The sequence below is a fragment of the Hyphobacterium sp. genome, assembly GCF_965228115.1.
GTDB lineage: Bacteria > Pseudomonadota > Alphaproteobacteria > Caulobacterales > Maricaulaceae > Hyphobacterium.
Genome location: NZ_OZ245794.1, coordinates 317463 through 343679, shown reverse-complemented (window position 1 = coordinate 343679; position 26217 = coordinate 317463). Strand labels below are relative to the sequence as shown.

22 protein-coding genes and 1 pseudogene are annotated in these 26217 nt (G+C 57.9%); 11 read left to right on the top strand and 12 right to left on the bottom strand.

Annotation, left to right across the window (positions count from 1 at the left end; all coding sequences use genetic code 11):
* Positions 1–5: 5 nt before the first annotated feature.
* From ACO079_RS02170 to ACO079_RS02150, 5 genes and pseudogenes are all read right to left on the bottom strand, one after another.
* Positions 6–485, bottom strand: a complete 480-nt coding sequence (locus ACO079_RS02170) for a cupin domain-containing protein (RefSeq protein ID WP_421791457.1) — start codon at positions 483–485, stop codon at positions 6–8.
* Positions 482–970, bottom strand: coding sequence for a RidA family protein (locus ACO079_RS02165; protein WP_421791456.1), 489 nt, complete (start codon positions 968–970; stop codon positions 482–484). Before ACO079_RS02165 ends, ACO079_RS02170 begins: the two co-directional genes overlap by 4 nt.
* 142 nt (positions 971–1112) lie before the next feature.
* Positions 1113–2614, bottom strand: a pseudogene (gene sufB, locus ACO079_RS02160) (Fe-S cluster assembly protein SufB).
* Positions 2615–2627: 13 nt separating this feature from the next.
* On the bottom strand, positions 2628–3770 hold the full coding sequence (locus ACO079_RS02155) for a cysteine desulfurase family protein (RefSeq protein WP_421791455.1): 1143 nt from the start codon (positions 3768–3770) through the stop codon (positions 2628–2630).
* Positions 3771–3791: 21 nt separating this feature from the next.
* Positions 3792–4256 carry an Rrf2 family transcriptional regulator gene (locus ACO079_RS02150; RefSeq protein WP_421791454.1) on the bottom strand — a complete coding sequence of 155 codons (465 nt, stop codon included), beginning with the start codon at positions 4254–4256 and terminating at the stop codon, positions 3792–3794.
* A gap of 213 nt (positions 4257–4469) precedes the next feature.
* Here ACO079_RS02150 and ACO079_RS02145 point away from each other — a divergent pair, with 213 nt between their 5' ends.
* Positions 4470–5147: an alpha/beta hydrolase gene (locus ACO079_RS02145; protein WP_421791453.1), complete on the top strand. Its 678-nt coding sequence runs from the start codon at positions 4470–4472 to the stop codon at positions 5145–5147.
* Here ACO079_RS02145 and ACO079_RS02140 read toward each other — a convergent pair whose 3' ends face one another.
* Positions 5148–6233, bottom strand: a complete 1086-nt coding sequence (locus tag ACO079_RS02140; protein ID WP_421791452.1) for an anhydro-N-acetylmuramic acid kinase — start codon at positions 6231–6233, stop codon at positions 5148–5150.
* A gap of 89 nt (positions 6234–6322) precedes the next feature.
* On the opposite strand from ACO079_RS02140, the gene tyrS reads away from it, so the two are divergent.
* A complete protein-coding gene (gene tyrS, locus ACO079_RS02135) occupies positions 6323–7573 on the top strand; it encodes a tyrosine--tRNA ligase (RefSeq protein ID WP_421791451.1) in 1251 nt (416 codons plus the stop codon).
* On the opposite strand, the gene ACO079_RS02130 is transcribed toward tyrS, so the two are convergent.
* Positions 7570–10998, bottom strand: coding sequence for a DUF3971 domain-containing protein (locus ACO079_RS02130; RefSeq protein WP_421791450.1), 3429 nt, complete (start codon positions 10996–10998; stop codon positions 7570–7572). The genes tyrS and ACO079_RS02130 overlap by 4 nt on opposite strands.
* A 99-nt stretch (positions 10999–11097) precedes the next feature.
* Here ACO079_RS02130 and ACO079_RS02125 point away from each other — a divergent pair, with 99 nt between their 5' ends.
* The 3 genes from ACO079_RS02125 to ACO079_RS02115 all read left to right on the top strand — a co-directional run bounded on the left by ACO079_RS02125 (position 11098) and on the right by ACO079_RS02115 (position 13472).
* A complete protein-coding gene (locus tag ACO079_RS02125) occupies positions 11098–11571 on the top strand; it encodes a peroxiredoxin (RefSeq protein WP_421792909.1) in 474 nt (157 codons plus the stop codon).
* 115 nt (positions 11572–11686) lie between these two features.
* Positions 11687–12934, top strand: coding sequence for a M23 family metallopeptidase (locus ACO079_RS02120; RefSeq protein ID WP_421791449.1), 1248 nt, complete (start codon positions 11687–11689; stop codon positions 12932–12934).
* Between the two features lie 49 nt (positions 12935–12983).
* Positions 12984–13472 carry a bactofilin family protein gene (locus tag ACO079_RS02115; protein ID WP_421791448.1) on the top strand — a complete coding sequence of 163 codons (489 nt, stop codon included), beginning with the start codon at positions 12984–12986 and terminating at the stop codon, positions 13470–13472.
* A 33-nt stretch (positions 13473–13505) separates the two neighbouring features.
* Here ACO079_RS02115 and prfB read toward each other — a convergent pair.
* From prfB to ACO079_RS02100, 3 genes are all read right to left on the bottom strand, one after another.
* Positions 13506–14646, bottom strand: a protein-coding gene (prfB, locus tag ACO079_RS02110) for a peptide chain release factor 2 (protein WP_421791447.1) whose coding sequence is annotated in 2 segments (ribosomal slippage) — positions 13506–14576 and positions 14578–14646 — 1140 coding nt in all. Because the reading frame shifts where the segments join, the coding sequence is not laid out codon by codon here.
* A 79-nt stretch (positions 14647–14725) separates the two neighbouring features.
* On the bottom strand, positions 14726–17275 hold the full coding sequence (locus ACO079_RS02105; RefSeq protein ID WP_421791446.1) for a penicillin-binding protein 1A: 2550 nt from the start codon (positions 17273–17275) through the stop codon (positions 14726–14728).
* A 107-nt stretch (positions 17276–17382) separates the two neighbouring features.
* Positions 17383–18609 carry an N-acetylmuramoyl-L-alanine amidase gene (locus tag ACO079_RS02100; RefSeq protein ID WP_421791445.1) on the bottom strand — a complete coding sequence of 409 codons (1227 nt, stop codon included), beginning with the start codon at positions 18607–18609 and terminating at the stop codon, positions 17383–17385.
* A 433-nt stretch (positions 18610–19042) separates the two neighbouring features.
* Here ACO079_RS02100 and ACO079_RS02095 point away from each other — a divergent pair, with 433 nt between their 5' ends.
* From ACO079_RS02095 to ACO079_RS02080, 4 genes are all read left to right on the top strand, one after another.
* Positions 19043–21523 carry an Rne/Rng family ribonuclease gene (locus ACO079_RS02095; protein ID WP_421791444.1) on the top strand — a complete coding sequence of 827 codons (2481 nt, stop codon included), beginning with the start codon at positions 19043–19045 and terminating at the stop codon, positions 21521–21523.
* A gap of 94 nt (positions 21524–21617) precedes the next feature.
* Entirely contained in the window at positions 21618–22973 is a 1356-nt protein-coding gene (locus ACO079_RS02090) for a M48 family metalloprotease (protein WP_421791443.1), read from the top strand.
* Positions 22974–23051: 78 nt separating this feature from the next.
* Entirely contained in the window at positions 23052–23825 is a 774-nt protein-coding gene (locus tag ACO079_RS02085; RefSeq protein ID WP_421791442.1) for a DsbA family protein, read from the top strand.
* Between the two features lie 44 nt (positions 23826–23869).
* The gene (locus ACO079_RS02080) at positions 23870–24196 is read left to right on the top strand and encodes a DUF1493 family protein (RefSeq protein ID WP_421791441.1); all 327 of its coding nucleotides are present in this window, start codon (positions 23870–23872) and stop codon (positions 24194–24196) included.
* Here ACO079_RS02080 and ACO079_RS02075 read toward each other — a convergent pair.
* Together ACO079_RS02075 and thiS are read right to left on the bottom strand one after the other, a co-directional pair.
* Positions 24179–24952 (bottom strand): thiazole synthase, encoded by a 774-nt coding sequence (locus ACO079_RS02075; protein ID WP_421791440.1) that lies wholly within the window; start codon positions 24950–24952, stop codon positions 24179–24181. The two genes, ACO079_RS02080 and ACO079_RS02075, sit on opposite strands and share 18 nt — an antisense overlap.
* Before the next feature lie 5 nt (positions 24953–24957).
* Positions 24958–25158 (bottom strand): sulfur carrier protein ThiS, encoded by a 201-nt coding sequence (gene thiS / locus ACO079_RS02070; protein WP_421791439.1) that lies wholly within the window; start codon positions 25156–25158, stop codon positions 24958–24960.
* A gap of 81 nt (positions 25159–25239) precedes the next feature.
* Between thiS and aroQ the strand changes: the two genes are divergently transcribed.
* Together aroQ and accB are read left to right on the top strand one after the other, a co-directional pair.
* Positions 25240–25674, top strand: coding sequence for a type II 3-dehydroquinate dehydratase (gene aroQ, locus ACO079_RS02065; RefSeq protein WP_421791438.1), 435 nt, complete (start codon positions 25240–25242; stop codon positions 25672–25674).
* A 36-nt stretch (positions 25675–25710) separates the two neighbouring features.
* On the top strand, positions 25711–26205 hold the full coding sequence (gene accB / locus ACO079_RS02060; protein ID WP_421791437.1) for an acetyl-CoA carboxylase biotin carboxyl carrier protein: 495 nt from the start codon (positions 25711–25713) through the stop codon (positions 26203–26205).
* Positions 26206–26217: the final 12 nt, after the last annotated feature.

Here is a 26217-nt window from a genome sequence, read left to right as displayed (position 1 = left end):
GCTGTTTATTCGCCTTCGTAGTAATCAATTTCCTGCGCAAAAGCGCGGTGACGGAAGGTGGCGCCGTTTTCGTCAAACGTGACGGCGCCGACCTTGTTGGAATCCGGATACTCGACAATATCTGCGCCCTGCATGGTCGAGAAAGTGACGTATCGCAAATCGCTCTCACCGGTATTGGTCAGCTGATGGGCCACATCGCGGCCACCTGCGGGCGCGCCCAAAAGATCGCCGGATTTCACCGGATAGGTCTTGTCGCCAAACCGGTAGTCACCTTCGCCTTCAAGGATCAGGATGGCTTCCTCGATGACATGATGATTGTGATGCGGGAAAGCGCACTTGCCCGGCGGTACAATCATGTAGGAACAGCCCAGCTGTTTCAGACCAACCAACGGCCCCATGCGGCCCATCTGCGCCTCGAACTTCTCTCCATGCTTGATGGGATAATAATCGTCGACATCAGCGATATTGCGGATCGGCCGGTTCATTCGCTCATCTCCGGCGCATAGGCGACGCAGGCAATTTCAACCCGTGCGCCCAATGCCAATTCCTGAATACCGGCGGTGACGCGAGCAGGTTGATGGCCATTCAAGGCTTCGGCATATGCTTCATTCATGGCCTGGTAATCCGCCATGTCGGTGAGATAGACCGTGCAGGACACCAGATCGTCCAGCGTCGCCCCGGCCAGCGCCAGCGAGGCTTCGATATTGGCCATGGTCTGCGTGGTTTCCGGCCCTGCTCCGCCGGGCACAATATCTGTCGTGCCGGGATAGCGGCCCAGATGACCCGAGACATAGAGCATTTCGCCCGCGCGCACGGCTGAGCTGAACGGGGCCCAGTCCGGCAATCCTTCTACGCGATAGATCTCCATGCCCTGCGGCGCGCGATCCATCTCGATCTCCGCCCGATCGGCGACAATCAGACAGCCTGAAAGCAGGAAGCCGGCAGGTATGGCAAGCAAGCTGCGGATCATGGCGCGCACCCTTTTGTCTCCCCCTGCTTGCGGGGGGAGTGGCCTGAAAGGCCGAGGGGGGCGAACGCTGCGCCAGCCCCCTCCGTCAGCTCCGCTGCCACCTCCCCCGCACGCGGGGGAGGAAAAAGATGTGCGAGCTCCATCACCCCACACTCCCCTCAAGTGAGACTTTCAGGAGTTGCTGGGCTTCTACGGCAAATTCCATCGGAAGTTCCTGCAGGACTTCACGGACAAAACCGTTCACCAGCAGAGCGGTGGCGGTCTCTTCATCCAGTCCACGCTGACGCGCATAGAAGAGCTGATCCTCGGCGAGCTTGGTCGTCGTTGCTTCGTGTTCCAGCTGGGCCTTGGGCGTCTTGCATTCGATGTAGGGCACGGTGTGGGCGCCGCACTGATCGCCGATCAAAAGCGAGTCGCATTGAGTAAAATTGCGTGAGCCTTCGGCTTTGCCATGGATCGAGACCAGGCCGCGATAGGTGTTGTCCGACCGGCCAGCCGAAATCCCCTTCGAAATGATCCTTGAGCGCGTATTCTTGCCGAGATGGATCATTTTGGTGCCGGTATCGGCCTGTTGCGCGCCATTGGTGACGGCAACGGAGTAGAACTCACCCACCGAATTTTCACCGCGTAAGATACAGGACGGGTATTTCCAGGTGATGGCAGAGCCGGTCTCAACCTGCGTCCAGGAAACTTTGGAGTTCGCACCCCGGCAATCAGCTCGCTGGTTACGAAGTTATAGACACCGCCCTTGCCGTTTTCGTCGCCCGGCCACCAGTTCTGAACCGTGGAATATTTAATTTCCGCATCATCCAGCGCGACCAGCTCTACAACAGCGGCATGCAGCTGGTTTTCATCGCGCATCGGCGCGGTGCAGCCTTCCAGATAGGACACATAAGCGCCCTCATCCGCGATAATCAGCGTGCGTTCAAACTGGCCAGTGTTTTCCGCATTCATGCGAAAATAGGTCGACAGCTCCATCGGACAGCGCACGCCCTTGGGCACGTAAACGAAGGTGCCGTCTGAGAAGACCGCGCAGTTCAGCGTGGCAAAGAAATTGTCCGACGTCGGTACGACCGAGGCGAGATACTTCTTCACCAGGTCCGGGTGCTCGCGAATGGCTTCAGAGATCGACATGAAGATCACGCCAGCCTTGGACAACTCGTCCTTGAAGGTCGTCGCCACCGAGACACTGTCGAAGACCGCATCCACAGCGACTTTCGGCGCTTCACGGGCTTCGGCCGCGGTTTCGGCCGCGCCCTTTACGCCCAGCAGGACTTCCTGTTCCCGCAGGGGAATACCCAGCTTTTCAAAATCCGCGAGGATCTCCGGCGGAACATCGTCGATGGACTCATATTTCGCGCCCGATGCTGGCTCGGCGTAATAATAAATGTCCTGATAATCGATCTTGGGATAATCGACCTTGGCCCATTCGGGCTCTTCCATTTCCAGCCAGCGCTTATACGCCTCCAGACGCCATTCCAGCATCCATTCCGGCTCGTCCTTCTTGGCCGAGATGAAGCGGATCGTATCTTCAGACAGGCCTTTTGGCGCAAGCGCCTGCTCGATATCCGTGGTGAAGCCATACTTGTACTTATCGGCTTCGAGACGTTTGACGTCTTCGATGGTTTCTTTGACAGCTGGCATACAAATCTATCGCTTAAGCGATTTCCTTCAGGCGCGGCTTGACCCGCGCATACTCTTTCGCCCACGCCGCAATGAAGGCGTCGACATCTTCTTGGGTTGTGCTCCATCCCAGGCTGACCCGGATGGTGCAATTGGCCGAGTGCTCGCACATCATGGAGGCCCAGGTTTTGGACACGCCGGCTTTGCCAGACGAACAGGCCGACCCGGCACTCACACAAATGCCAGACAGGTCCAGCGCAATGACCTGCATGCCGCCTTCCCAGCCGGCTGTGCAGATCGCGGTTGTGTTGGGTGTCCGGGGTGAGTTTTTCCCCAGGAAACAGATGCTTGAATCAATTTCCAGAAGTTTTGATTCAATCTCATCCCGCCAGGCCGCCAGCTGCTCCCACTTGCCGGTATCGGCCAAAGCAGCCTCCAGCGCTTTCGCAAAAGCGTAAGCGCCCGGTACATTTTCCGTACCCGACCGCCGGCCCCGTTCCTGACCGCCGCCCTTTTTGGGCACATCAAACGGCGCATCGCAGGCGAGGATCAGAGCGCCAATTCCTTGCGGACCGCCGACCTTGTGAGCCGACACAGCCGCATAGTGCGCCCCGGAGGCTGCAAAATCGAACGGCATCTTTCCAAGCGCCTGAACGGCATCAATATGGAACAAGCCACCAGCTTCACGGACCAGTTGCCCGGCCTCAACAAAAGGCTGAATGACACCCGTCTCATTGTTCGCAGCGTGCAGACAAACCAAGGGCCGTTCATCTGAGCCTAATTGCGCCAAACGCGTTTTCAGCCAATCAAGATCCACTTGCCCGCAAGGCCCGATCCGCCATTGCTCGACGGGCAATCCTGTCACTTCGGCGTAACGCGCGACGGCTTCGTGCTCGCTGACCGAATGAATTATGCAGGTTATGCCGCCGCCCCGCACAGCCCCTTCAATCGCCAGATTGTCTGCCTCGGTGCCGCCCGCCGTAAAAATGATGTCATTTGGCTGGGCGCAAACAGATCTGGCTATCGAGAGGCGTGCCTGCTCCAGGATGGCGCGTGCACCACGTCCCACGCCATGCACGGCGGACGCATTGCCGCCGCGATCCATGGCCTGTAGCAGAGCCTCGCGCGCCTCCGGGCGCACCGGAGTGGTTGCGTTGTGATCCAGATAGACCGTCATTGACCTCTGAAAAATCCCTGCCTATTCGGCTGCCAATGCCTCCACTGCGCGGTCATTTGCTCCCCGCGCAGCGCCCATGACCCGGCCCGCGATCACATCTTCAAGCGTGATCGAACCAAGAAACAGGTGGATATGGCGGCTCAGTTCATCCCATAGATCATGAGTAATACACCGGCGTCCGTCGTCCATGCACCCTTTTGCTTCATTTTCGCAACGGGTGATGTCCAGCGCTTCATCGACTGACAGCATGATGTCGTATACGCGTATATCTTCAGCCGGGCGCGCCAGGGAATAGCCACCGCCCGGACCGCGGACAGAGGAAACCAGGCCACCCTTTCGAAGGGCCGCAAACAGCTGTTCCAGATAGGACAGCGAAATCGATTGGCGTGACGCAATGTCGGCCAGGGTCACCGGCCCTTTAACAGAACGGCGCGCGAGATCGGCCATGGCCATAACGGCATAACGGCCTTTGGTGCTTAACTTCATGTCTTCACTCCCCTTTACACTCGCATTTTCAAGGCAGGCTGTGCTATGACGCGCCAACCTTTACGAGGGCGGATTAATGGCAACACCGCGGGACCTAGATTTCCGAGTGTTTTAGTCAAGTTTTTCTCGCCTGAAAACACAGAATGGACGGTTTGTCGCAGCTGGATAACCCAGCCGACAGGTCAGATTTAGGATTGAAGGGGCGAAAACGCCATGCCTGACGTCATTATTCCGGGTCCTGAAGGCCGCCTCGAAGGCCGCTATGCGCCGGGTGAAGCCGACAATGCGCCAATTGCATTGATCTGCCATGCCCACCCGCTGGGCGGTGGGAATATGGAAAATCACACATCGCTGATGATGTATGACATTTTCCGCAAGCGCGGTTTTGCGACCCTCCGCTTCAACTTCCGCGGCGTTGGCCGCAGCCAAGGCAGCTATGATCAGGGTCTGGGCGAGCTCTCGGATGCCGCAACAGCGCTGGATTGGGTTCAGGCCTACAATAATAACGCACCATTCTCCTGGGTCGCTGGACATTCCTTCGGGGCCTGGGTCGGGATGCAGCTCTTGATGCGCCGGCCGGAAGTCGCCGGTTTTATCTCGGTTGCGCCGCCCACCAACATGTATGATTTCAACTTTCTGGCCCCCTGCCCGGCGTCGGGAATCATCCTGCATGGCACCGAAGACAAGATCGTGCCGTATGACGATATGGAACGGATGATGAGCAAGGTCCGTGTCCAGAAGGGGATAGAGATTGAACGCGAGGAAGTGCCGGGAGCCGGTCACATGTTCTCGAATCATCTTGAAGAACTGGAAAAGCGGATCGAGACCTATCTCGACCGCCGCCTGCCGATTGTGATCGAGGAACGCAAGAATCAGCGGCCGCGCCGCTAGCTAGACCGCTTCTGCGAGCGTTCCGCCGCTCATTGGCTCGGGCACACCCGTCGTCGTGGGCAGGCTGAGCGGCAAGCCTTTCAGGGATCGTACCGCCAGCCAGGCGAAGGCTTGCGCCTCCATCAAATCGCCGTCCCAACCGACGGCCTCAACCGGCTCGACGGGAAGCCGTAAGCGGTCAGAGATCGCTTCCAGCATGGCCGGGTTTTTCCGCCCGCCGCCGGTGGTCAGGATACGTTTGGGCGTTCCCATTGACTGAATCGCCTCGGCGACCGTTTGTGCCGTGAAGGCGGTGAGTGTCGCTGCGCCATCTTCCGGCAAGAGCCCTTGCACCGGGTCCAGCGAAAAATCCCAGCGATCGAGAGATTTGGGCGGCTTCAACGAAAAGAAGGGATGGCCCATCAGCTTGTCCAAAACACCGGCATTCACCTTGCCGGATCGAGCAAGTGCACCATCCTTGTCAAAAGACTGTCCGGCTGTCTGCTCGCACCAGGCATCCAATAGCCCGCTGGCAGGTCCGGTATCAAAAGCGCGTGGTGCGCCCTCTCCCAGCCAGGATACGTTCGCAACACCCCCCAGATTGAGAACCACGACCGGTCCTCCAAGCCGATCGCGGCGAAAAAGCGCCTCGTGATAGAGCGTCGCCAGCGGCGCGCCATGGCCGCCTGCGGCCACATCTGCCCCTCGCAGATCCGAAACAACATTGATGCCCGTTGCTTTCGCCAGCGTAGCGCCATCGCCAATCTGGCAGGTGGCACCAATACGGTCTGTGGTCGGGGCGCGATGCAGCACAGTCTGTCCGTGAAACCCGATCAGATCGACATCCACAGCACTCAGCCCGGCCAATGCAAGAAGGTCATGGACGGCTTGCGCGTGGGCATCGGTAAGAACAGATTCGGCGACAGCGAATTCGACCGGACGTGGGCCCGCAAACTGCCAGTTGAGCGCCGCATCGACCGCGCGCTGCAGGACCGCGCGTTCTTCAGATGAATAGCCCCGCTCGTATCCCCCATCAAACCGGGTTTCATGCTCGCCATCCGTTTCGATCAAGGCGGCATCAACGCCATCCAGTGACGTACCGCTCATCAATCCTATCACGCGATACATGCTGCCCCCTTCCGGCCCGGCGAAAGCGCCGCTAAAAGACGCGGCCCAAACCTTATCAGGCCAAAGTCATGACTGAATACAAGTCCGATCTCATCGCCACACTGGTCTCCCGTGGCTATCTCAACCAGGCAACAGACCTTGAAGGTCTGGATGCCTCTGCGGCAGAAAAGTCCGTGACCGGCTATATCGGCTTCGATATTACGGCGGATTCGCTCCATGTCGGCTCTCTGGTGCAGATCATGATGCTGCGGCGGCTGCAACAAGCCGGACACAAGCCGATCATCCTGATCGGGGGTGGCACGACCAAGGTCGGTGACCCGTCCGGCAAGGATCAGTCGCGCCAGATGATGACAGATGAAAAAATCCAGTCCAATCTCGACGGCATTCTCAAGCCGTTTTCGAAACTCGTCACCATTGGCGATGGTCCGACGGACGCCATTGTCGTCAATAATGACGAATGGCTGTCGGAGTTCGGCTATCTGGAATTTTTGCGGACCTATGGTCCTCATTTCACCATCAACCGGATGATGACCTTTGAGTCTGTGAAGCTGCGTCTGGAACGCGAGCAGCCGCTGACCTTCCTCGAGTTTAATTACATGCTGCTCCAGGCGGTCGACTTCCTCGAACTCGCGCGTCGCTATGACTGCACACTGCAACTGGGGGGCAGCGACCAGTGGGGCAACATCATCAATGGTGTCGAGCTTTGCCGGCGGATTGATCAAAAACCGGTCTTTGGGTTTACAACACCGCTGATCACCACCGCTTCGGGCGCAAAAATGGGCAAGACGGCAAATGGCGCGGTCTGGCTAAATGAAGACCGGCTAAGCGCTTATGATTACTGGCAATTCTGGCGCAATACAGAAGATGCTGATGTCGGCAAATTCCTGCGCCTTTTCACCGATATTCCGCTAGCTGAAATCGAACAACTAGAGACCGCCGAAGGCGCTGAGTTGAACGCGGTTAAAGTGCGCCTGGCGAATGAGGCCACCGCCATGCTACATGGCGAGGAGGCGGCGAAAGAAGCCGAGACCACGGCCAAGGCGACGTTTGAATCCGGTGGCACTGGAGGCGCTTTGCCGACGTTCGCGGTTTCCAAAGCAGATCTTTCAGCCGGTTTACCGGTTCTGGCCTTGTTGACGGGTTCCGGCTTTGCAGACTCAAATGGCGAAGCGAAACGTCTGATCAAGGGGGGTGGCGTGCGCGTGAACGGGCAAGTCATCCATGACCCGCAGGCCACCCTTACTGAGGCGGATCTGGAAGACGGCGCGATCAAGATTTCAGCAGGCAAAAAGCGCCACGCGCTGGCCAATCCCGCTTAGCCGTCTTCGTCATCGGTTGAATCCGGGTTTGACGGTGCGGCGTTTTCGGAATGCTCGCTGTCCTGTCGCGCGCGCTCACGATCTGCCGCTGTGCCTTCGAAAATCCGTCGCAGCACGCCAGGTGCAAGCACGGAAAGCGGATTGGCCGTCACCGTTGGCTCGCTGAACGGACCTTCTGCTGAGAAGGTGATCCCGAACACGCCTTCGCCGGGGCGCGACACCAAAGCTTCTCCAACAAGCGGCAGATTTCCAACAAAGGAGTTCAAGCCGTAAGACGGCGCGAGCACCCCATCCAGAGCAAGGCGCCTGTCATCCATGTTGATGCGGCCCTCCGTCGTCACGCCAAGTGACGCTCCGGTGGCGCGGGCTTCGGAGATGTTGATACTCCCGTCTTCAACGACGATGTCTGAACGCAAGACATCAAAGGCGATGCCGCCTTCTTCGCTCAACAGGGCTGCGAGACCCGGCAACGAGCCGGCTGCAAGGATACGCGCCAGCACCGGCATCCTGATCAGGGTAAAATCATCCGCTTCAAGACGATAGTCCGACCGGCCGGTTTCTCCCGCTGCGGGCGTGGAGCCGGACATACGAAGAACACCGCCTTCAACATTTTGATAAAGATCAAGCACGCGAAGCAATTCGCCAAAATCAGGCGCGACAACTTCGATCTGACGTCGCTCTCCAGGCAAGGCCGAGAGGTCCAGTGAGAAAGGTCCCTCCGCAGTTTCCAGACGAACCGTCAGCTGTTCCCCAACCGCGTCATCTGAAATCCATTCGAGTGCGAGATCGCTATACCGGCGGCCTCCGGCAACCTCGACCTCTTCAAACAAGACGGTCAGACCCAGAGGCGGCGGTGCCCCGCCGGCCCCGGAAAAATCCGTCAACTCCGGCAGCAATTCGGACGCGTTGAAATATGCACCATTTATGGCGAATGCGAGCGGTCCATCAGGGCCCGAAGGGCGTTCCGCAATCAGCGCGGCTTCAACGTAATTTTCAACAAATACGCGTGACAGCTCGGCAGATAGCAGGCGTCCATCGCGCGCAAACACGGCGCTCGCATCCGCGGCGGCCGAGCGGGAGTTGAGCGAAAACGCGTCGAAATGGATCGGACCTTCCGGCTCGAAACGAAGACTTGCTGTTGCCACCGCAGCTTCGTCCGCCGGTTTGACGAAGGCACTTCCAGGCCATTCAACGCGCGCCGCCTCCAAGTCTGCCGTCAGGTTCACTTCCTGAAAATCGAAAGCTTCACCCAGCGTCGACACCTCAATATCCACTGGACCGTCGACAAATCTCCGAATGGGTACGCCCAATTGATCAAAGGCTGTCGGCGTCAGCCGGGCTTGAAGATCCAGCTCTGTCGAGGCAACGCCCTCTCCCAATCCAAATCTCTCTATCCAGCGAATGCGGGTCGGCGCGCCGGCCAGTTGTGCGGTTCCGGTCGCTTCGAGCAGGTCTGGCTGCGCGGTGAGAAGAACGCTGCCTTCCGTCAACATCAGAGATTGAATGCCGGTATCCATGGTGACGTCAGAAAAGTCGGCACGAATGTCGAAGCCGACATCCTCTACTGCGACCTGGGTCCGCATCGGACGCTGGATTTCAAAAGTGATGTCGCCTTGGCCTGATATGCTTGCCGGATCGAGCCCATAGTCAGACACCAGGTTGAGAGGCGGTTCATCAATCAGGCTGAGAACGGCTTCGGCCTGGGCGGTTGCCGATCCGCCAAAGGTCGCAAGGGCGCCTCGCGGGTTCAGGCGGGGAATATTGACATAACCATCGGTGACAGGGGTGTCGCCAATATAGCCCTCGTCCATCGTTAATTCGAAGGAATTGCCAAACAGCGTGCCCTGCCCCTGTCCGCCCGTGACGGGTGTCATCGTGGAAATGTACCTGAAAGCGGCGTCCTCGAACGAGAATGTCAGCGTCATGCGCTCGTTTGCCAACCGTTTGGCAACCAACGCTTCCGCATTCAGGTCGAGATCAAGGTAGGCATCGAACAAGCGCCCTGAAATGACAGCGCCTTCGATCCAGTCTCTCGCCCCATCGGCAAGCTCAACCGGCCAGAACAACAACACCATTTGGGGCGAGACATCGCCCTCTACCGGCCCAGTCAAACGGACATCGGGCAGCCACTGACCGCCCTCGACCTGCCGCAAGCGCGCCGATCCTTCAAGGATTGCGGTGATGGGACCAATTTCGGCGCTGAGGCGATTGAACCCGATCTCTATTTCAGACGCATTCATGCCGCCGGACAGCTCGATTGCATCCCATTCGGGCGGGGCTTCGAAGACACCTCCAAGATCAAGCCGGCCTGCGCCAATCTGAAGTTCGTAATCCCATTCTCTGGGAAACGCGTCGTCAAATCCACGCAGATTGAATAGGCGTCCCGAAATAGCGGTTGTGAGCATTTGGGAGTCAATTCTTGCGTCTTGAATCCGGATCGCTCCGTCCAGGGGTTCATATTCGAGCCGGGCCGTGAGTTGGCGGAGCGACTGAGCGGTTTCTCCACGCCCAATTCGGCCTTCACCGACCTCGAGATTCAGGTTGGCTCCGCGGATTCCATCAGCGCGCGATGCGTTGGCAAACAATTCGAGCGAAATTGGCGCGTCGATTTCACCGAGTGAAGCAAACGGACCGGCCCGTGGGGCGAGTGCGCGCGGTGAGAGATTGTCGGTGCGCGCTTCAAGAAGAAAGTCGTTCAGGGCAGCGCCGGCTTCCAACCTCACGGCAACAGGTGAGTAGCCCGCTGTTGTAACGAATCTACCGGACAACTCTGCCTCGAGCCGGGCTTCGTTGCGTTCCAATAGCAAGTTTGCCCGGTCGACATACCATTCGAGCTGATTCACATCATCAATAACCCGGATAGATGCCGAACGGATCGAAACGCTGGTCAACCGCCCAAGAAGCGCATTGTCATCAGGGTTGCGGAGGAGTTCGAGTATAGCATCCGCATCACGCTGGCTTCCCGGTTGACGCGCCGTCCGCGCGACTCTTTCCGGCGTGCCCAATCCGGCACCGACTGCACCATCCTCACGCCTGACGATGGAGACCGACCCGCCCTCAACGGCAACGCGGGACGGGGCAAGGTCCGCCACAAGGAGCGCATCGAGGCCAAAGCCTGCTTCCAGCAAGGGCGCGCGGGTAATCACTTCGCCGCCGGCCTCTGCGACCGTCAGGTCTTGCGCCGAGATCACAAGCAACCCGGATTCTGTATCAAATCGTGCTTCTAGGCGGCCTAAAGAAACCAAATCTCCGCCAAATGCTTCGGCAAGCTCAGCCTGGGCATCAGCGAGCAGAAAATCGAGTTCCATCGGTCCTTGCGACAAACGCCAGAGCAGCCCCACTCCGGCAAACAGAAGCAAAGCAAATAAAACCGCAATCGCTTCGAGCGCGTAAATCACTAAAACGCTGACAGAGCGCTTGATCATTCAGAAAACTCGCATGCAGCTGGCGGGGCTGATTGCCGATACAAAGCTTGTAAAACACCGCACAACGCAATGCACGTGATCGCAACAGGGAGCATAGCCATGACCAATCTTGCAGAGGGCCAGAAAGCACCGGCATTCGACATGCCAACGGATGGGGATGGGTCCATCAGCCTGGGCGAGCTGACCGGTAAAAATGTGGTCCTGTATTTCTATCCAAAAGATTCCACGCCGGGATGCACAACAGAGGCCATCGACTTTTCCGGCCTGATCAACGACTTCGACGCGGCCAATACCGTCGTCGTCGGCGTCTCGCGCGATAGCGTGAAGAAGCACGACAATTTCAAGACCAAAAACGATTTGAAGGTCGTTCTCGGCGCAGACCTTGATGGAAATGTCACCGAGGCTTATGGCGTTTGGGTAGAAAAAAACATGTATGGCCGGAAATATATGGGCATCCAGCGCGCAACCTTTCTGATTGATTCGGCTGGGGTAATTCAAAAAATATGGCCAAAGGTGAAGGTGAAGGGCCACGCCGCCGAAGTTCTCGATGCAGCAAAAGGGCTTTCTACCTGAATTTACGCGTGATATCTGGCCTGCGGATTGCATAACGAAATGTTGATAAGTGGAGTTGTTTCGTGTCCTATGCCCGGCATCGCGGGCGGCGATACGAGCGGGTGCGGATCACAGAATGATTTCAGGCGTCTTTCAAAAGGCTTGGGATATTGCCGAGCAATGGTTTCCCAGCCGGCAGATCTACCATCGCAGCGAGGGTCAGGTTCGGTATTTTGAGCTTGGTACGCAGCTGCAGGTCGGTGTGTTGGCAGGCGCCGTTGTGCTGACCGGCTGGCTTTGCTTTACGACCGTTTCCGTAGCGTTCCACGGCTTTCGTATGTCTCAGCAATATGCCGAAATGGAACGCATCCGCGTTGAAAGCTCCCGCATGGTGAGCGAAGCAATGGCGAATGAAGCCGCAACGCAAGCCATGTTTGAATCCCAAGTCGAGGAGTTCCGCTCGACTGCGACTGAGTTCCAATCCCGCCACCAGACTCTGAGCCAGCTGATCCAGCTCGTCGAGGATATCGACGGTGATGAATATGATCCTTCGCCAGCCCTGGAAGGTGGCCGCCTGTTGATGGCAGCTGCGCCCGCTGACCCAACGCCGCGGCGCGCCCGGGACGAAGTTTCGCTGGCAAATCTGGATGTGGTGGAGCCGGAAGATCGCGTCAATGCGCTCATTAATCAGCAGGATGCAGTTCTGTCGGAAGCCGAAGATGCGGCAGAAGCCCGGCTGGAAAACCTTCGTGCCGTTTTGAGGCTGACTGGTTTGAGTGTTGAGGATGTTCTGGCCCGCAATCGCGAAAGCGAAGAAAGCGGCGGACCGCTATTTTCTATCGCCAGCACGGCATTCGGCACCGAACTGGATATGCAAGACGCTTTTTCTTCTCGGGTCGCGCGGATTGCTACGCGCTTGATTGAAGCGCGGGAAATCGAAGCCGCAGTAATGGCCTTGCCGCTGGCTGTGCCGGTTGATGGCGAGTATCGCGAAACCAGTGATTTTGGACCGCGAATTGATCCGTTCACCGGACGGCCGGCTTTTCATTCGGGGCAGGATTTTGTCTCAGCGACCTGGCGGGCGCCGATCCTCGCCGCGGGTCCAGGCCGCGTCGTTTACGCCGGATGGCGTTCGGGTTATGGTCGCACTGTAGAGATTGATCATGGCTACGGGTTCATGACCCGCTATGCTCACCTCAGCGCGATTGACGTCAGACGCGGTGATGATGTGCTGGTTGGTCAAGAAATTGGCCGCATGGGCTCAACAGGCCGAAGCACAGCCATGCATCTGCACTATGAAGTCTGGAATGATCGGCAAACCCTTGATCCCGAACGCTTCTTGAGAGCCGGACAATATGTTCAACAAACCCAAAGACTCCCCTAGTTCCAGCGCCGAAAGCGCTGGCCAGCCCTCCGCTAAAAGGTCGTCCGCTATGAAATCCAACAAAGCCCCCTCCATTATCAGCGCTGATATGGCGCTTTCCGGCTCTCTGAATTCAGAAGGCGAAGTTCAGCTTGATGGTTCCGTCAATGGTGATGTCCGCGCCGGCTCGCTTACAATCGGCGAAGAGGCCTCGGTTGAAGGCGAGGTCGTCGCAGAGAATGTGATCGTGCGTGGTCGGGTAAAAGGATCGATCAAAGCCCGTCAGGTTCAGCTGGCCTCAACAGCGCGCATCGAAGGCGACATTGTGCATTCCGCCCTTTCGATGGAAAGTGGTGCTTTCTTCGACGGCCATTGCCGCCACTCGTCCGATCCTGTTGCCGACGCCGGTAAAAAAGCCAGCAATGACACGTCCGGATCCAAGCCGTCCTCTTCGACGTCCTCATCCTCCAGCAGCTCGAGCTCTGCACCGCCGAAAGCGACCAGCTCATCGTCCAGCTCTTCTTCGCTTGATTTGCCGAAAGCGTCCGGCTCAAGCTAGCTTATTGACGATGTCAACACGAAGCGCCGCTGGCTAATCGTCGGCGGCGTTTTCGTTTTCGCTATCCCCGAGCTGGGCTGCGAGTGCTGCAGCCATGAACGCATCCAGATCACCATCGAGCACGCCCTGGGTGTTCGACGTCTCAACATTGGTGCGTAAATCCTTGACCATCTGATAGGGCTGCAGAACATAAGAGCGGATCTGCCGTCCCCAACCGATCTCAGTTTTTGACTCTGCCTGGGCCTGAGCCGCAGCTTCGCGCTTCTGCAATTCCAGCTCATAAACGCGTGCCCGCAACATATTCCAGGCCGTTGCCCGGTTTTTATGCTGGGACCGGTCATTCTGGCATTGAACCACAATGGGTTCGCTCTCGCCTTCCGGCGTGTAGGTCAGGCGGATCGCACTATCCGTCTTGTTGACATGCTGGCCGCCTGCACCCGAGGCACGATAGGTGTCGACGCGGACATCCTTTTCGGGAATGTCGATCTCGATTGTGTCATCGACGAGCGGGTAGGCCCAAACACTGGCAAAACTCGTGTGCCGCCTGGCGCTGGAGTCAAATGGTGATATCCGGACAAGGCGGTGCACCCCGGCTTCGGTTTTCAACCAGCCATAGGCGTTCTCGCCCTTAATCAAAAGCGTCGCTGACTTGATGCCAGCTTCATCCCCTGCCTGTTCCTCGATCAGTTCGACTTTATAGCCATGCGCATTTGCCCATCGCGAATACATGCGCTGAAGCATGGCGGCCCAATCCGTCGCCTCCGTGCCGCCCGCGCCCGGATGAATTTCCAGATAACTGTCATTTCCGTCCGCCTCGCCAGAGAGAAGCGCTTCCAGTTCGGCACGGCTTGCCCGGTCGCGGGCCCGTTCCAGCGCCGCAATCGCCTCGGACATCAGATCTTCATCACCGTCAGCCTCGGCCAGCTCGACCAGCTCTGCGTTATCGGCAAGGTCTGTTTCCAGCTCTCGAATGGCCTTCATGGCCGATTCCAGCCGGTTACGTTCTCGCATCAATGATTGGGCTTTTTGCGGATCGTCCCAGAATGCCGGATCTTCTGCCCGCGCTGTCAGTTCATCAAATCGTTTTTCGGCGGTTGCCCAGTCAAAGACGCCTCCTCAGCAGTCCTACCGACCGCTCGATTTCGTCTGCCAGACTCTGAACATCAGCACGCATGGTCATTTTCCTTGGTCTTTTCAATGGATAGCATAGCGCGCGCCGCCATCAAGCCGCACTCACTGCACTCACATGAAGATCAGTAGATACCGCCGAGGCCTTCTTCATCGCCGCCGTCGTCATCCGCGTCACCATCGGTTATAGAGCCACCGGTGAAGCTGAGGCCGGATTCACCACTATTCCCGGACCGGCTGGGCTCGGTGCCCGGCTGGAAGGCTTCGAGAATGGTGCCTGGACGTCCCAGAACGGACGGATCTCCGGTACGGGCATCGATCGGCACGAGGCTGACCCCCTCCGGAACCCGGAAGGGTGCGACAGGATAGTTTTCCAAGGCCACTGACAGGAAGTCCCGTACAATAGGCGCGGCGACAACGCCGCCCGCTTCCCCTTGCCCCATCTGCTGGGGCGTATCGAAGCCAACATAGGCTCCCACAATAATGTCAGGGCCGAAGCCAACAAACCAGGCATCCCGGAAATCATTCGTTGTGCCAGTCTTGCCCGCCAATGGGCGTTGCAAAGATCTCAGAGCGGTACCGGTGCCGCGCTGGACGGCCCCTTCGAGAATATGCGTGATTTGATAGGCCGTTACAGGGCTGACAACCTCCTCACCCAGCGAGCCGACGTCCGGTTCTTCCAGATCAGGCGACCACTCGTCGACATCAAATGCCTCGCTGGCACGGGGATCATGGACAAATATGGTTGCGCCATGCCGATCCTGGACACGATCGATGATGGTCGGCTCGATCCTCGCCCCGCCATTCACAAGCGCACCATAGGCGGCCACCAATCGCCATAGCGTGGTTTCCCCGGCACCCAGCGACATCGCCAGCACCGGGTCGAGATCATCGTAGATGCCAAAGCGTTCGCCATATTCGGACACCGGCTGCATGCCCATTTCCTGAGCCAGACGCACCGTCATGACGTTCCGGGACAGCTCAAGGCCCAAACGGAGCGTGGACATGCCGTAGAAGCGTTCGGAATAGTTCTGGGGCCGGTAGAACCGCAAATCCGGTCCACCAGACGCCACGAAAGGCGCGTCCAGAATCATGGAAACCGGTGTGTACCCATTATCCAACGCTGCGGCGTAGACAAAGGGTTTGAAGGACGATCCAGGTTGCCGGCGCGCTTGGGTCGCCCGGTTAAACTGGCTCTGCTGAAACGAATATCCGCCCGCCATTGCAAGTACGCGGCCCGTGTGCGGATCGAGCGCCAGCAGCGCGCCGTTTACGGCTGGCACCTGTCGCAATGTGAAGCCGTCCGGCTCTCCGTCTTCGTTCTGCACCTCTTCTACAAGGATCACATCGCCTACAGACAGGACATCTGAAGGTGATTGAACAGTCGGGCCCAGCAGGCCGTCTTCCAGAGACTGGCGCGCCCATTCCATCTCGGACATGGCGATGCTGCCCTCATGAATCTCGGGGCCAACCTCTTCTTCGGCTTCATCCTGCTGTTGAACGTCAATGATTTCGTCGCCGTCATCTGGCGGATAAATCAGGTATCCAATCCGGACACTGGCGGAACTGGTTTCCAGAACCACGGCGGTAGTCCAATCAGGATTGATATCGTCCGGCACAGACTCGAACGCCGCCAGACGTTCGTCCCAGCCCTCTCCTGCTTCAATTTCACCCAGCGGACCGCGATAACCATGGCGCCGATCATAGGCTTCCAAGCCCTGCCGCAGGGCATGCCGTGCCGCCAGCTGCAGATTTGTATCCAGCGTTGTCCGGATAGAAAGACCGCCATTGTAAAGCTGGTCTTCGCCGTAGGTGTTAAACAATTCGCGGCGCGCCTCTTCAACGAAGTATTCGGCCGCCAGATATTCTTCCCCCCGAAATCGTTCGATCACGCGAAGCGGGTCCTGCGCTGCAGCTTCTGCTTCTTCCTGGGTGATGAACCCTTCAGCTGCCATGCGCGAGAGCACCCAGTTGCGCCGATCCAGCGTGCGTTCCGGGTGACGGATCGGATGAAAACGGGCCGGACCGTTCACAACCGCGGCAAGAAAAGCACTTTCGGAGAGCGACAGCTCGTCCAGGGATTTGCCAAAATAGTTCATGGCGGCCGCCGCAACGCCATATGAACGGCGGCCAAAATATATCTCGTTCAGATAAAGCTCGAGAATATCGTTTTTCTCGAAAGCGCGCTCGATCCGCCTGGCTAACAGCATCTCACGCAGTTTGCGTTCAATCCGTTGTTCCGAAGACAGCAAGAAGTTTTTCGCGACCTGCTGTGTGATCGTTGAAGCCCCCTCCAAACGGTCATCGCGCAAAACATTACCGACGTTATTTATCGTGGCGCGAACAATCCCGAGGAAGTCCAGCCCGCCATGCTCGTAAAAGTGTGCGTCTTCGGCTGCCAGAAAGGCATTTGTCAGGTCAGGTGGGATCCGGTCAATCGGTACAAAGACACGGCGCTCGCGCGCAAACTCCGCGATTAAGCGGCCATCTCCCGCATGGACGCGGCTGGTAACCGGCGGCTCATACTCCGCCAACTGTTCAATACTGGGCAGGTCCTGGGACAGGCGCGCCAGATAAACCAGCGCCGCTATGCCTCCGATCAAGGCAACCGCCACAGCTGCACCACCGCCCCAGACAACCATCCGGAAAAAGTTTCGCCAGGTAAAAAGTTTCATGCCGCTCCCAACAGCCGCTTTCCTTCGGCTGGAATCATGACTCTGCAGATGGCTGTATTATGGCGAAAACTGCCTGTATTCGAAAGCGCATTATCGCGCCAGTTGTATCAGGGAATTGGCGTGAGTTCCGCCGAGTGGATAATGTCGGCGTCTTCGACGTCATCCCGATCAAAATAAGCATCCACCGAATTGGCGACGGCCTGCATCAACCGGCCCCGATAAGCCGGCGAAGCCAGATTGGCTGCGTCCTGGCGATTGGTCAGGAACCCCATTTCGACAAGCACGGCGGGCACCCGAGAGTCGAGCAGGACATAAAATCCGCGCTGGCGATGACCGTTGGACAAAACCGGCCCGACATCGCCCATGGAATCAAGGACCATTTCGGCAAATACCGCCGACCGGTTCCGCTTCTCACGCAATGACAGCGACAAGAGAATATTGCGGACCACCGGCTGTTCAGAGCTTGCACTGACATGTGACCAGTCATTCGAGTTCGCCGCGCGGCGCTGAGCCCGACCGGCCCCGCTATCCGACAGGGTATAGACAGCCGCGCCACGTACGCTGGTGTTGGATCCACCACTGTCGGCGTGCAGCGAAATAAACAGGTCGGCATCGGCATTACGCGCGACATCCACACGTTGCTCGAGGGTCAGAAATGTATCGTTCTCGCGAGTCATCACGACCTCATAGCGTCCCGTCGCCATTAGGCGTTCGCGCAAGTCCAGAGCGGCGGCCAGATTGACGACTTCCTCATGAACGCCATTGGCAACTGCCCCTGGATCACGCCCGCCATGACCTGCATCAATGACAATGACGCGGCGTTCGCGCTGCGGCGCCACAAAGGTTGCTTCGCGGCGCTCGGCGATCAGCTGGCTCAGATCATTGGGTTCGGGAAAGCCCGACTCCGCCTCGAACTCCGTGTTTTCAACCTGCCGCAAATCAATCACCAAGCGGTGATGCGGATTGTCGTCATTCGCGGGAATAGCAAATTGGCTCACGATGACGGCGGGATGATCCAGCTCGAACACCAGCCGCGAGGCTTCTTCGGAACGGTCAAAGAAGCGGAAATCATCAACCAGACCAAAACCAAGCCCCTCACCGGTTTCCAGCCCGGCCACGGACCAGGATGCACGCGGCAGATCGAGAACCAGGCGCATGGAGGGATCGGACACCGTGAAGGCACGAAATTCCATTTCCGCCGAAAGCTCGACCACGACGCGTGTTTCGTCATCGGTGCCGCCGAAACGAACCTGCTGAATATCCGACGCTGCCGCGCTGGCTGATACAGCTGTACCCAATGTTAGCGCGAGAACCGCGAACCAGATCCGAAACATTTTGCCCATAACCACACCATTGCAAACGCCGTGATTCGTTGCACGGCTTTTTTGTACGTATACATGGCTCTCATTGACGTTTGGTTGACGTTGGAAAGAAATATCCTTTGCTGAACAAGCGCTTTGCAAAACCGGCGAGCTGAGGCATGTTGCGCAATGTTCCGGAAGGCTAGGCGCGTGCGCCGCCGCCAGCTCATGCTGGAAACCGGAACTCGCAGAGGCTGACAAGCCAAACGCACTTCATTCCACAGGCTGGCAACCCAACCTGTGGCCCGAACCGCAAGCAGGAGTCTGGATTTCCGGGCACCTGCATCAGGAAAGTTTAACATGCGCGTCGCGCCGATTTTCCACTCCCAGACAACCTCATACATCGGGACGGACCGCTGCGCCGCGCCCGCGCGACCATCTGGATCGCGCGCAGGAGCGTATTTGAATGTCAAAGAAAATGTTGATCGATGCGAGTCACTCGGAAGAGACTCGCGTCGCCATGGTCGAAGGCAACCGCGTCGAGGAATTTGATTTCGAATCCGCGGCAAAGAAACCAATCCGCGGAAATATCTATCTGGCGAAAGTTACACGGGTTGAGCCCTCATTGCAGGCCGCCTTTGTCGACTATGGCGGCAATCGCCATGGCTTTCTGGCCTTCAACGAAATCCACCCCGACTATTATCAGATCCCGCATGAGGATCGCCTCGAACTCCAGGCCGAGGAAGAGAAAGCCGTCGAACAAGCCCTCGCCGAAGCCGAAGAAGCTGAAGGCGACGAAGACGGCGAGAACGGCGAAGATGATACCGACGCCGAAGTTGAGGCCGTTGCCCGCAAACGCCGTCAGTTTTTCCGCAAGTACAAGATTCAGGAAGTTATCAAGCGCCGGCAGATCCTTCTGGTACAGGTCGCCAAGGAAGAACGCGGAAATAAGGGCGCGGCGCTGACGACCTATCTGTCACTGGCGGGCCGTTATTGCGTTCTGATGCCAAACACGCCGCGCGGTGGCGGCATTTCGCGCAAGATATCCAACGGCAAAGACCGGAAGCGCCTGAAAGAAATCGTTTCCGGTCTGGAATTGCCGACCGGAATGGGCTTGATCGTCCGGACCGCGGGTGCCACGCGTACCAAGGCCGAAATCCGCCGCGACCATGATTATCTGCGCCGCGTCTGGGAAGACATTCGCGATAAAACGCTGGAATCCATAGCCCCTTCCCTCGTCTATGAGGAAGGCGATCTGGTGCGCCGGGCGATCCGTGACATGTATGACCGCGATGTCGAGATTGTCCTTGTTGAAGGTGACGCCGGATACAAGGAGGCCAAGGGCTTTATGAAGCTCCTGATGCCCTCTCACGCGTCCAAGGTTCAACAATACAAGGAACCGATGCCGCTGTTCGTCCGGCATCATGTCGAGGATCAGCTGGAAGCTGCCTATAACGAACAGACGCAGCTTAAATCCGGCGGCTATCTTGTGATTCACCAGACCGAAGCGCTGGTTGCCATCGATGTAAACTCCGGGCGCTCCACCCGGGAGCGGAATATCGAGGACACGGCGCTGAAAACGAATCTGGAAGCGGCCGATGAAGCCGCGCGCCAGATGCGTCTGCGCGATCTGGCCGGACTGGTCGTGATTGATTTCATCGACATGGAAGACAATCGCAATGTCCGCGCCGTTGAAAAGCGGATGAAGGATGCACTGAAGAAAGACCGCGCGCGCTTGCAAATGGGCCGGATTTCACAGTTCGGCTTGATGGAGTTGTCGCGTCAGCGCCGGCGCACTTCGATCCTCGAGGGTTCCACCAAGGTCTGCCCGCATTGTGGCGGCAAAGGCTATGTAAGGACATCTTCTTCCAGCTCACTCGTGGCCTTGCGGGCGATGGAAGAAGAAGGTGCCCGTAATCGCGCCCGGCGAATCCGGATCAATGTGCCAACGGATGTGGCGCTTTATCTGCTCAACGAAAAGCGCGAACACGTGCTGTCGATCGAGCAGCGCTATGACATGCGGATCATGATTTCTGCGGATCCGGATTTGATCCCGCCAGACTTCAAAGTGGAGATACTGACCGGGAAATCCGGCGGCGAAGAAGCCGCAGAACCGGTTGAAATGGCTCCGGTGCAACAGACCGATGAGCCAGCCGAACAGGGCTCAGGAAATCGCCGGCGCCGGCGTCGCCGCCGTCGAAAGGATGAAGATGCCAATACGGAGGCAGACGTTTCCGAAGCCAGCGAAGACACAGATGCCGAGGCCTCAACCGACGAGGAAAGCGAAGACGGCGCGCCGCGCAAACGGCGCCGCCGCGGCCGGCGAGGGGGACGGGGACGCCGCCGCAATCGTCCTGATAGTGCCGAGAATGCTGAAAACCCAGCCGAGACGGCGGAAGCCAGTGCCGAGGACGCCGAACCCGCTGCTATGGCGGTGATTGATCCGGAGGCCGAAGCTAAATCTGACGCGGAGCCCGACGCTGAAAAACCGAAGCGCCGGTCACGCCGCAAGAAAGCCGAGGCAGAGCCTGCCGCAGAACAAGCGGCCGAGACGTCCGAATCCACTGAGGCTGCAGAACAAGAGGCCAAACCGAAACGCCGGACCCGCCGCAAAAAAGCGGATGCGGACAGCTCTGAAACGGCGGCTGAAACAGTTGAAGACAAACCCCGCCGCAGACGCACGCGAAAGAAACCGGCAGATTCTGCTCCGGAAAGCGAAGCCAATGAGGCCAATGCAGAAACCGCTTCTGAAGAGGCGGAAGAAAAGCCGAAGCGAACCCGGCGGAAGAAAGCCGAAACGGCGAAAACAGCCGATAAAGATGGGGCAGACACTTCCTCTGATTCCGCTGCTGCTTTGCCAGAAAGCGCATCCGAAGCCCCCGATGAAAGTGACAAGCCGAAGCGCACCGGCTGGTGGCAGAAAGGCTCAAAATTGTTTGGCGGCTAAGGGCTGACATTTTTGTGCAACGGAAAGACCTTGGTCCGAACGTTGCTTGTGCTAATCTTAAGTGTTCGGCGGGGGCTGATCGAAGGAATATTGTATGCGTGCCCTGCTCGCTGTTGTTTTTGGCTTATCTGTCTCGCTGACAAGTGTTTTGTCCGCGCACGCCCAGTCTCTGATTCGGGATACCGAAATCGAGATTATGCTGCGCGAATATACTGATCCCTTCCTCGTCGCGGCTGGCCTCCAGCCCAGCGATGTGGGCCTTCATATTATTGCTGATCCGTCGATCAATGCGTTCGTGACCAATGGTCAGAACATCTACATGCATACCGGCACGATCCTGCAATCAGATACGCCCTTGCAGATCCAGGGGGTTTTGGCACACGAGGTCGGTCATATTTCCGGGGCTCATCTGGCCCGAACCGGCGAAGCCATCAATCAGGCCTCGATCCCGGTGTTTGCCACGCTGGGGCTGGGTATTATTGCGGCACTGGCGGGCGAAGGTCAGGCCGGGGCCGCGCTGATGGCCTCAAGCCAGCAATTTGGCGCACTTCAGTTCTTTACCCACACACGGACCCAGGAATCAGCGGCGGATCAGGCGGCGCTTCGATATCTGGAGGCAACGGGTACCAATCCGGAAGGCCTGCTGAATTTCTTTGAACGCTTCCGCTATCAGGAAACCTTCAGCCCGGCGAGGCGTTTTCCCTATTTCCGGACCCACCCGCTCAGTTCCGAACGGGTCACGGCGTTGCGTGAAACTGTTTTGAACTCGCCCTATTTCGGACAGCCCGCTTCTGAAGAAGATTCAGACCGGCTGATCCGGGCGCAGGCAAAAATTTACGGGTTTCTGGCCCCGCCCGGACATGTGTTTTATGAGTACCCGGAAAGCGATCAAAGCCTCCCTGCCCGCTATGCGCGTGCGGTGGCCTATTTTCGTGAAGCGCAGATGGATGAAGCCCGCGGCGAGATTGAATCGTTAATTGCCGAAGAACCGGACAACCCGTTCTTCCATGAGCTTTACGGGCAAATGCTGTTTGAAAGCGGGATGGCCCAGGAATCGATCCAGCATCATCAGCAATCCGTCACCTTGATGCCGCAGGCGCCATTGCTTCGGATCAATCTCGCCATGTCGATGATCGCAACAGAAGATCTGTCCTATCAGGAAGAAGCGGCTCAGCATTTGCGCGTCGCTCTGGACATGGAACCGGAAAACGCTTTCGCCTGGTATCAGCTATCCATCGTACATGAACGCAATGGCGATACAGCGCGTGCCCAGCTGGCCGTCGCTGAACAGGCTTTTTCCGTTGGCAACACCGAACGCGCAATGCAATTTGCCGCGCGAGCCCTGCCGCAATTGGAGCCCGGTTCGGTGGAACGATTCCGGGCCGGAGAGCTGCTATCGATTTCGCAAGCGATTATGGCAGATCAAGCGCCGCGCGAGCGCCGCCGCTAGAACCACTCACAGCATCGTCATTGGCATGTGGGCGTGGTGCCGCTAAATGGAGCGGGCAACACAGACCGGGGAAGTTGAATGAAAGCGTTTCTTTCTGCAGCTGCAGGGCTATTCTTGCTGGGCACCAGTTCGGCCATCGCGCAGGACAGCACGTTCAGTGACGCGCAGCGCGAAGAAATTCGCGGCATGATTGGCGATTATATCCTCGAGAACCCCGAATTGATCGAAGAAGCCCTGATCGAGCTCCAGCGGCGCGCCCAGCAGCGCGAGATTGAAGCAATGATGGGGGCCATCCGCGCGAACGCCGACTTGATCTATTCGGATGAACGCGATCCCTCTTTCGGCCCGGACGATGCCCCGATCGTGATCGTTGAATTCATGGACTATAAGTGCGGCTATTGCCGGATTGCGTCGCAATGGGTGAATGAGGCGCGCGAAACCTATGGCGATCAGATCCGGATCGTCTTCAAGGAATACCCGATCCTGGGTCCGGAATCGCGTGAAGCGGCACGCGCGGCCATGGCGGCCTTGCGTCAGGGCGATGAAATCTACTGGCGGTTCCACACCGCCATGGTTCAGTCCAGCGGGCCGCTTCCGTCGGGCCGGATCGAGAATTTTGCACGCCTGGCCGGTGTCGATATCGAACAGATGCAGGCCGACATGGAAGATCCCGAAATCGAGGTCTACCTGGAACAAACCTACGCCCTGGCCCGCGCGGTCGGGGCTGATGGCACGCCCTTCTTCATCATCAACGGACAGCCAGTCTCCGGCGCGAACCGGAATGCGCTGGATCAGATCCTGGCGAATGAGTTGTCGGCTGTGCAGCGCGCCGAAGCGGGGTCGGGCGAGTAGAGCTAGACATTCTCTAGCCCGCTAAAACTGGCTAGAGTTTCGCCATGAGCGCAGCCCTGATCATCGCCATCGTGGAAAAGTACAGCACCAAGCCCGTCGGGCTGGATTCAGCGATTTTTCATGATCTTGGCATCTTTGGTCTGGATGCTTGGGAGCTTTTTAGTGACATCAGCGAAGCGCTCCCCGTAAACTTTGAGGGCTTCGACTTTAAAGCGCACTTCCCGAACGAATCCGACCTATTCCCAAACTATAGAAAACAGCACCGTCCCCGCATAACAATCAGGGACCTTTGCAACTTCGTGGCATCCGGGAAGACCTGGCAGGCCTTCAAAATGGATGAAGCTACCATGACGTCAAATCAACCCGCTTAGCGGGCTGGACGGGTCGGCATAGCGCTTTTTCGGCATCCGGCCCGCAAGATAGGCGTCACGCCCGGCGATGACGGCGTGCTTCATGGCGTTGGCCATGCGGATGGGGTCTTTGGCCTCAGCAATGGCGGTATTCATCAACACACCATCACAGCCCAACTCCATCGCCACAGCCGCATCTGACGCCGTGCCGACACCGGCATCGACGATGACAGGAACTTTGGCTTCTTCAATGATGAGGCGGATATTCACCGGATTCTGGATACCCAGGCCCGAGCCGATTGGTGCGCCAAGCGGCATGATGGCGCAACAGCCCACCTCTTCCAATTTCCTGGCGTAGACCGGATCATCCGAGCAATACACCATGACTTGAAAGCCATCCTTGATGAGCATGTCGGCGGCCCGGAGGGTTTCTTCCATATCGGGATAGAGGTGTTTGGGGTCTGACAGGACTTCCAGCTTCACCAGATCCCAACCCCCGGCTTCGCGCGCCAGACGCAGCGTGCGGACAGCATCCTCACCGGTAAAACAGCCCGCGGTATTGGGCAGGAAGATGAATTTCTCTGGATCGATATAATCGACCAGCAAGGGCTGGTCCGGATCGGTGAGATTTACCCTCCGTACCGCCACCGTAATCATCTCAGCGCCTGATGCTTCCAAAGCGCGGGCATTCTGCTCATAGCTCTCATACTTGCCCGTGCCGATGATGAGGCGGGATTTCAGCTCGCGGCCGGCGACGATGAGCGGTGTGTCTTCCATAAACCCTATCCTCCGCCCACGAACTGGACGATTTCGATCCTGTCGCCCTCGGCGAGCATTGTTTCTGGATGCAGTGATTTGGGCACGACTTCCAGATTGCGTTCCACGGCGACCTTTTTGGGATGCAGCTTCAGCGCTTCAACCAGGCCGGAAATGGTCAGCCCGTCTTCAAACACCTGTTCTTCGCCATTGATGATGAGCTTCACGTTTCGCCGCTCCACCGGGTTGCGTTTCCTCTTCTGGAGGTCGTAGAAGCTTGCCTTCACGTCAAGAGGCAAGGCGCAGGCATGACAGCCAGGTTGATGATTCTCAACGGACCCAATCTGAACCTGCTCGGCATTCGAGAGCCGGAGATTTATGGTTCCGGAACTCTGGACGATATCGAGGAATTATGCGCGGAAACGGCAGCAAAACATGCGCTGGAAATCGACTTCCGCCAATCAAATCATGAAGGCGACCTGGTAGACTGGATCCAGGACGCGCGCGACGGTTTTGCCGCTCTCATCATCAATCCGGCGGCTTACACGCATACATCCATCGCTTTACATGACGCTTTAAAGACGGTTTCCATACCCATCATAGAAGTGCATATCAGCAACCCGAAGGAGCGCGAGGCCTTCCGCCATCAGTCCTATGTCGGGCTGGTTGCAACACACACGATCGCCGGGCGCGGTGCGTCCGGATATGCGGAAGCCATAGAAATTGCAGCAAAGCTGATCTAGAACACGCGCAAATCCGAGGACAGGGGCAAAACACGTATGGCCACGTCATCCAAATCCGGCACCAAGGCCGGTGCATTCGATCCGAAACTGGTGCGGGAACTCGCCGAGATCCTGAATGATACCGATCTTACCGAGGTCGAAGTCGAACGCGGCGAGTTGCGCTTGCGCGTTGCCCGCACGGTTCAGGCCACCGTTGTCCAACAGGCGGCAGCTCCGGTTGCCGCAGCCCCGGCCGCCGCGCCTGCGCCTGCTGCCGCACCCGCAGCGCCGACCGCAGCTTCCGGCGCCGACGCACCGGTAGACGGTGTCCCCTCGCCCATGGTTGGGACGGTCTATTTGCGTCCCAATCCGGATGCCGACGTCTTCTTCAACATTGGCGATGCCGTGAAGGAAGGCGATACCGTGCTTTTGATCGAGGCGATGAAGACTTTTAACCCGATCACAGCGCCGAAATCCGGTACGCTGAAGGCCATGCTGGTGGATGACAGCCAGCCGGTCGAGTTTGGCGAACCCCTGTTTGTGATCGACTGATCGGCGAAACGC

Bases quoted from the DNA above. Each gene is read 5' to 3' on its own strand.
- ACO079_RS02145 (WP_421791453.1), top strand. From the start codon at position 4,470: ATGCCTGACGTCATTATTCCGGGTCCTGAAGGCCGCCTCGAAGGCCGC.
- ACO079_RS02085 (WP_421791442.1), top strand. From the start codon at position 23,052: ATGAAAGCGTTTCTTTCTGCAGCTGCAGGGCTATTCTTGCTGGGCACC.
- ACO079_RS02165 (WP_421791456.1), bottom strand. From the start codon at position 970: ATGATCCGCAGCTTGCTTGCCATACCTGCCGGCTTCCTGCTTTCAGGC.
- ACO079_RS02090 (WP_421791443.1), top strand. From the start codon at position 21,618: ATGCGTGCCCTGCTCGCTGTTGTTTTTGGCTTATCTGTCTCGCTGACA.
- ACO079_RS02080 (WP_421791441.1), top strand. From the start codon at position 23,870: ATGAGCGCAGCCCTGATCATCGCCATCGTGGAAAAGTACAGCACCAAG.
- ACO079_RS02125 (WP_421792909.1), top strand. From the start codon at position 11,098: ATGACCAATCTTGCAGAGGGCCAGAAAGCACCGGCATTCGACATGCCA.
- ACO079_RS02100 (WP_421791445.1), bottom strand. From the start codon at position 18,609: ATGTTTCGGATCTGGTTCGCGGTTCTCGCGCTAACATTGGGTACAGCT.
- ACO079_RS02130 (WP_421791450.1), bottom strand. From the start codon at position 10,998: ATGATCAAGCGCTCTGTCAGCGTTTTAGTGATTTACGCGCTCGAAGCG.
- aroQ (WP_421791438.1), top strand. From the start codon at position 25,240: ATGACAGCCAGGTTGATGATTCTCAACGGACCCAATCTGAACCTGCTC.
- ACO079_RS02150 (WP_421791454.1), bottom strand. From the start codon at position 4,256: ATGAAGTTAAGCACCAAAGGCCGTTATGCCGTTATGGCCATGGCCGAT.
- tyrS (WP_421791451.1), top strand. From the start codon at position 6,323: ATGACTGAATACAAGTCCGATCTCATCGCCACACTGGTCTCCCGTGGC.
- ACO079_RS02095 (WP_421791444.1), top strand. From the start codon at position 19,043: ATGTCAAAGAAAATGTTGATCGATGCGAGTCACTCGGAAGAGACTCGC.
- ACO079_RS02105 (WP_421791446.1), bottom strand. From the start codon at position 17,275: ATGAAACTTTTTACCTGGCGAAACTTTTTCCGGATGGTTGTCTGGGGC.
- ACO079_RS02170 (WP_421791457.1), bottom strand. From the start codon at position 485: ATGAACCGGCCGATCCGCAATATCGCTGATGTCGACGATTATTATCCC.
- ACO079_RS02140 (WP_421791452.1), bottom strand. From the start codon at position 6,233: ATGAGCGGTACGTCACTGGATGGCGTTGATGCCGCCTTGATCGAAACG.
- accB (WP_421791437.1), top strand. From the start codon at position 25,711: ATGGCCACGTCATCCAAATCCGGCACCAAGGCCGGTGCATTCGATCCG.
- ACO079_RS02075 (WP_421791440.1), bottom strand. From the start codon at position 24,952: ATGGAAGACACACCGCTCATCGTCGCCGGCCGCGAGCTGAAATCCCGC.
- ACO079_RS02155 (WP_421791455.1), bottom strand. From the start codon at position 3,770: ATGACGGTCTATCTGGATCACAACGCAACCACTCCGGTGCGCCCGGAG.
- ACO079_RS02115 (WP_421791448.1), top strand. From the start codon at position 12,984: ATGAAATCCAACAAAGCCCCCTCCATTATCAGCGCTGATATGGCGCTT.
- ACO079_RS02120 (WP_421791449.1), top strand. From the start codon at position 11,687: ATGATTTCAGGCGTCTTTCAAAAGGCTTGGGATATTGCCGAGCAATGG.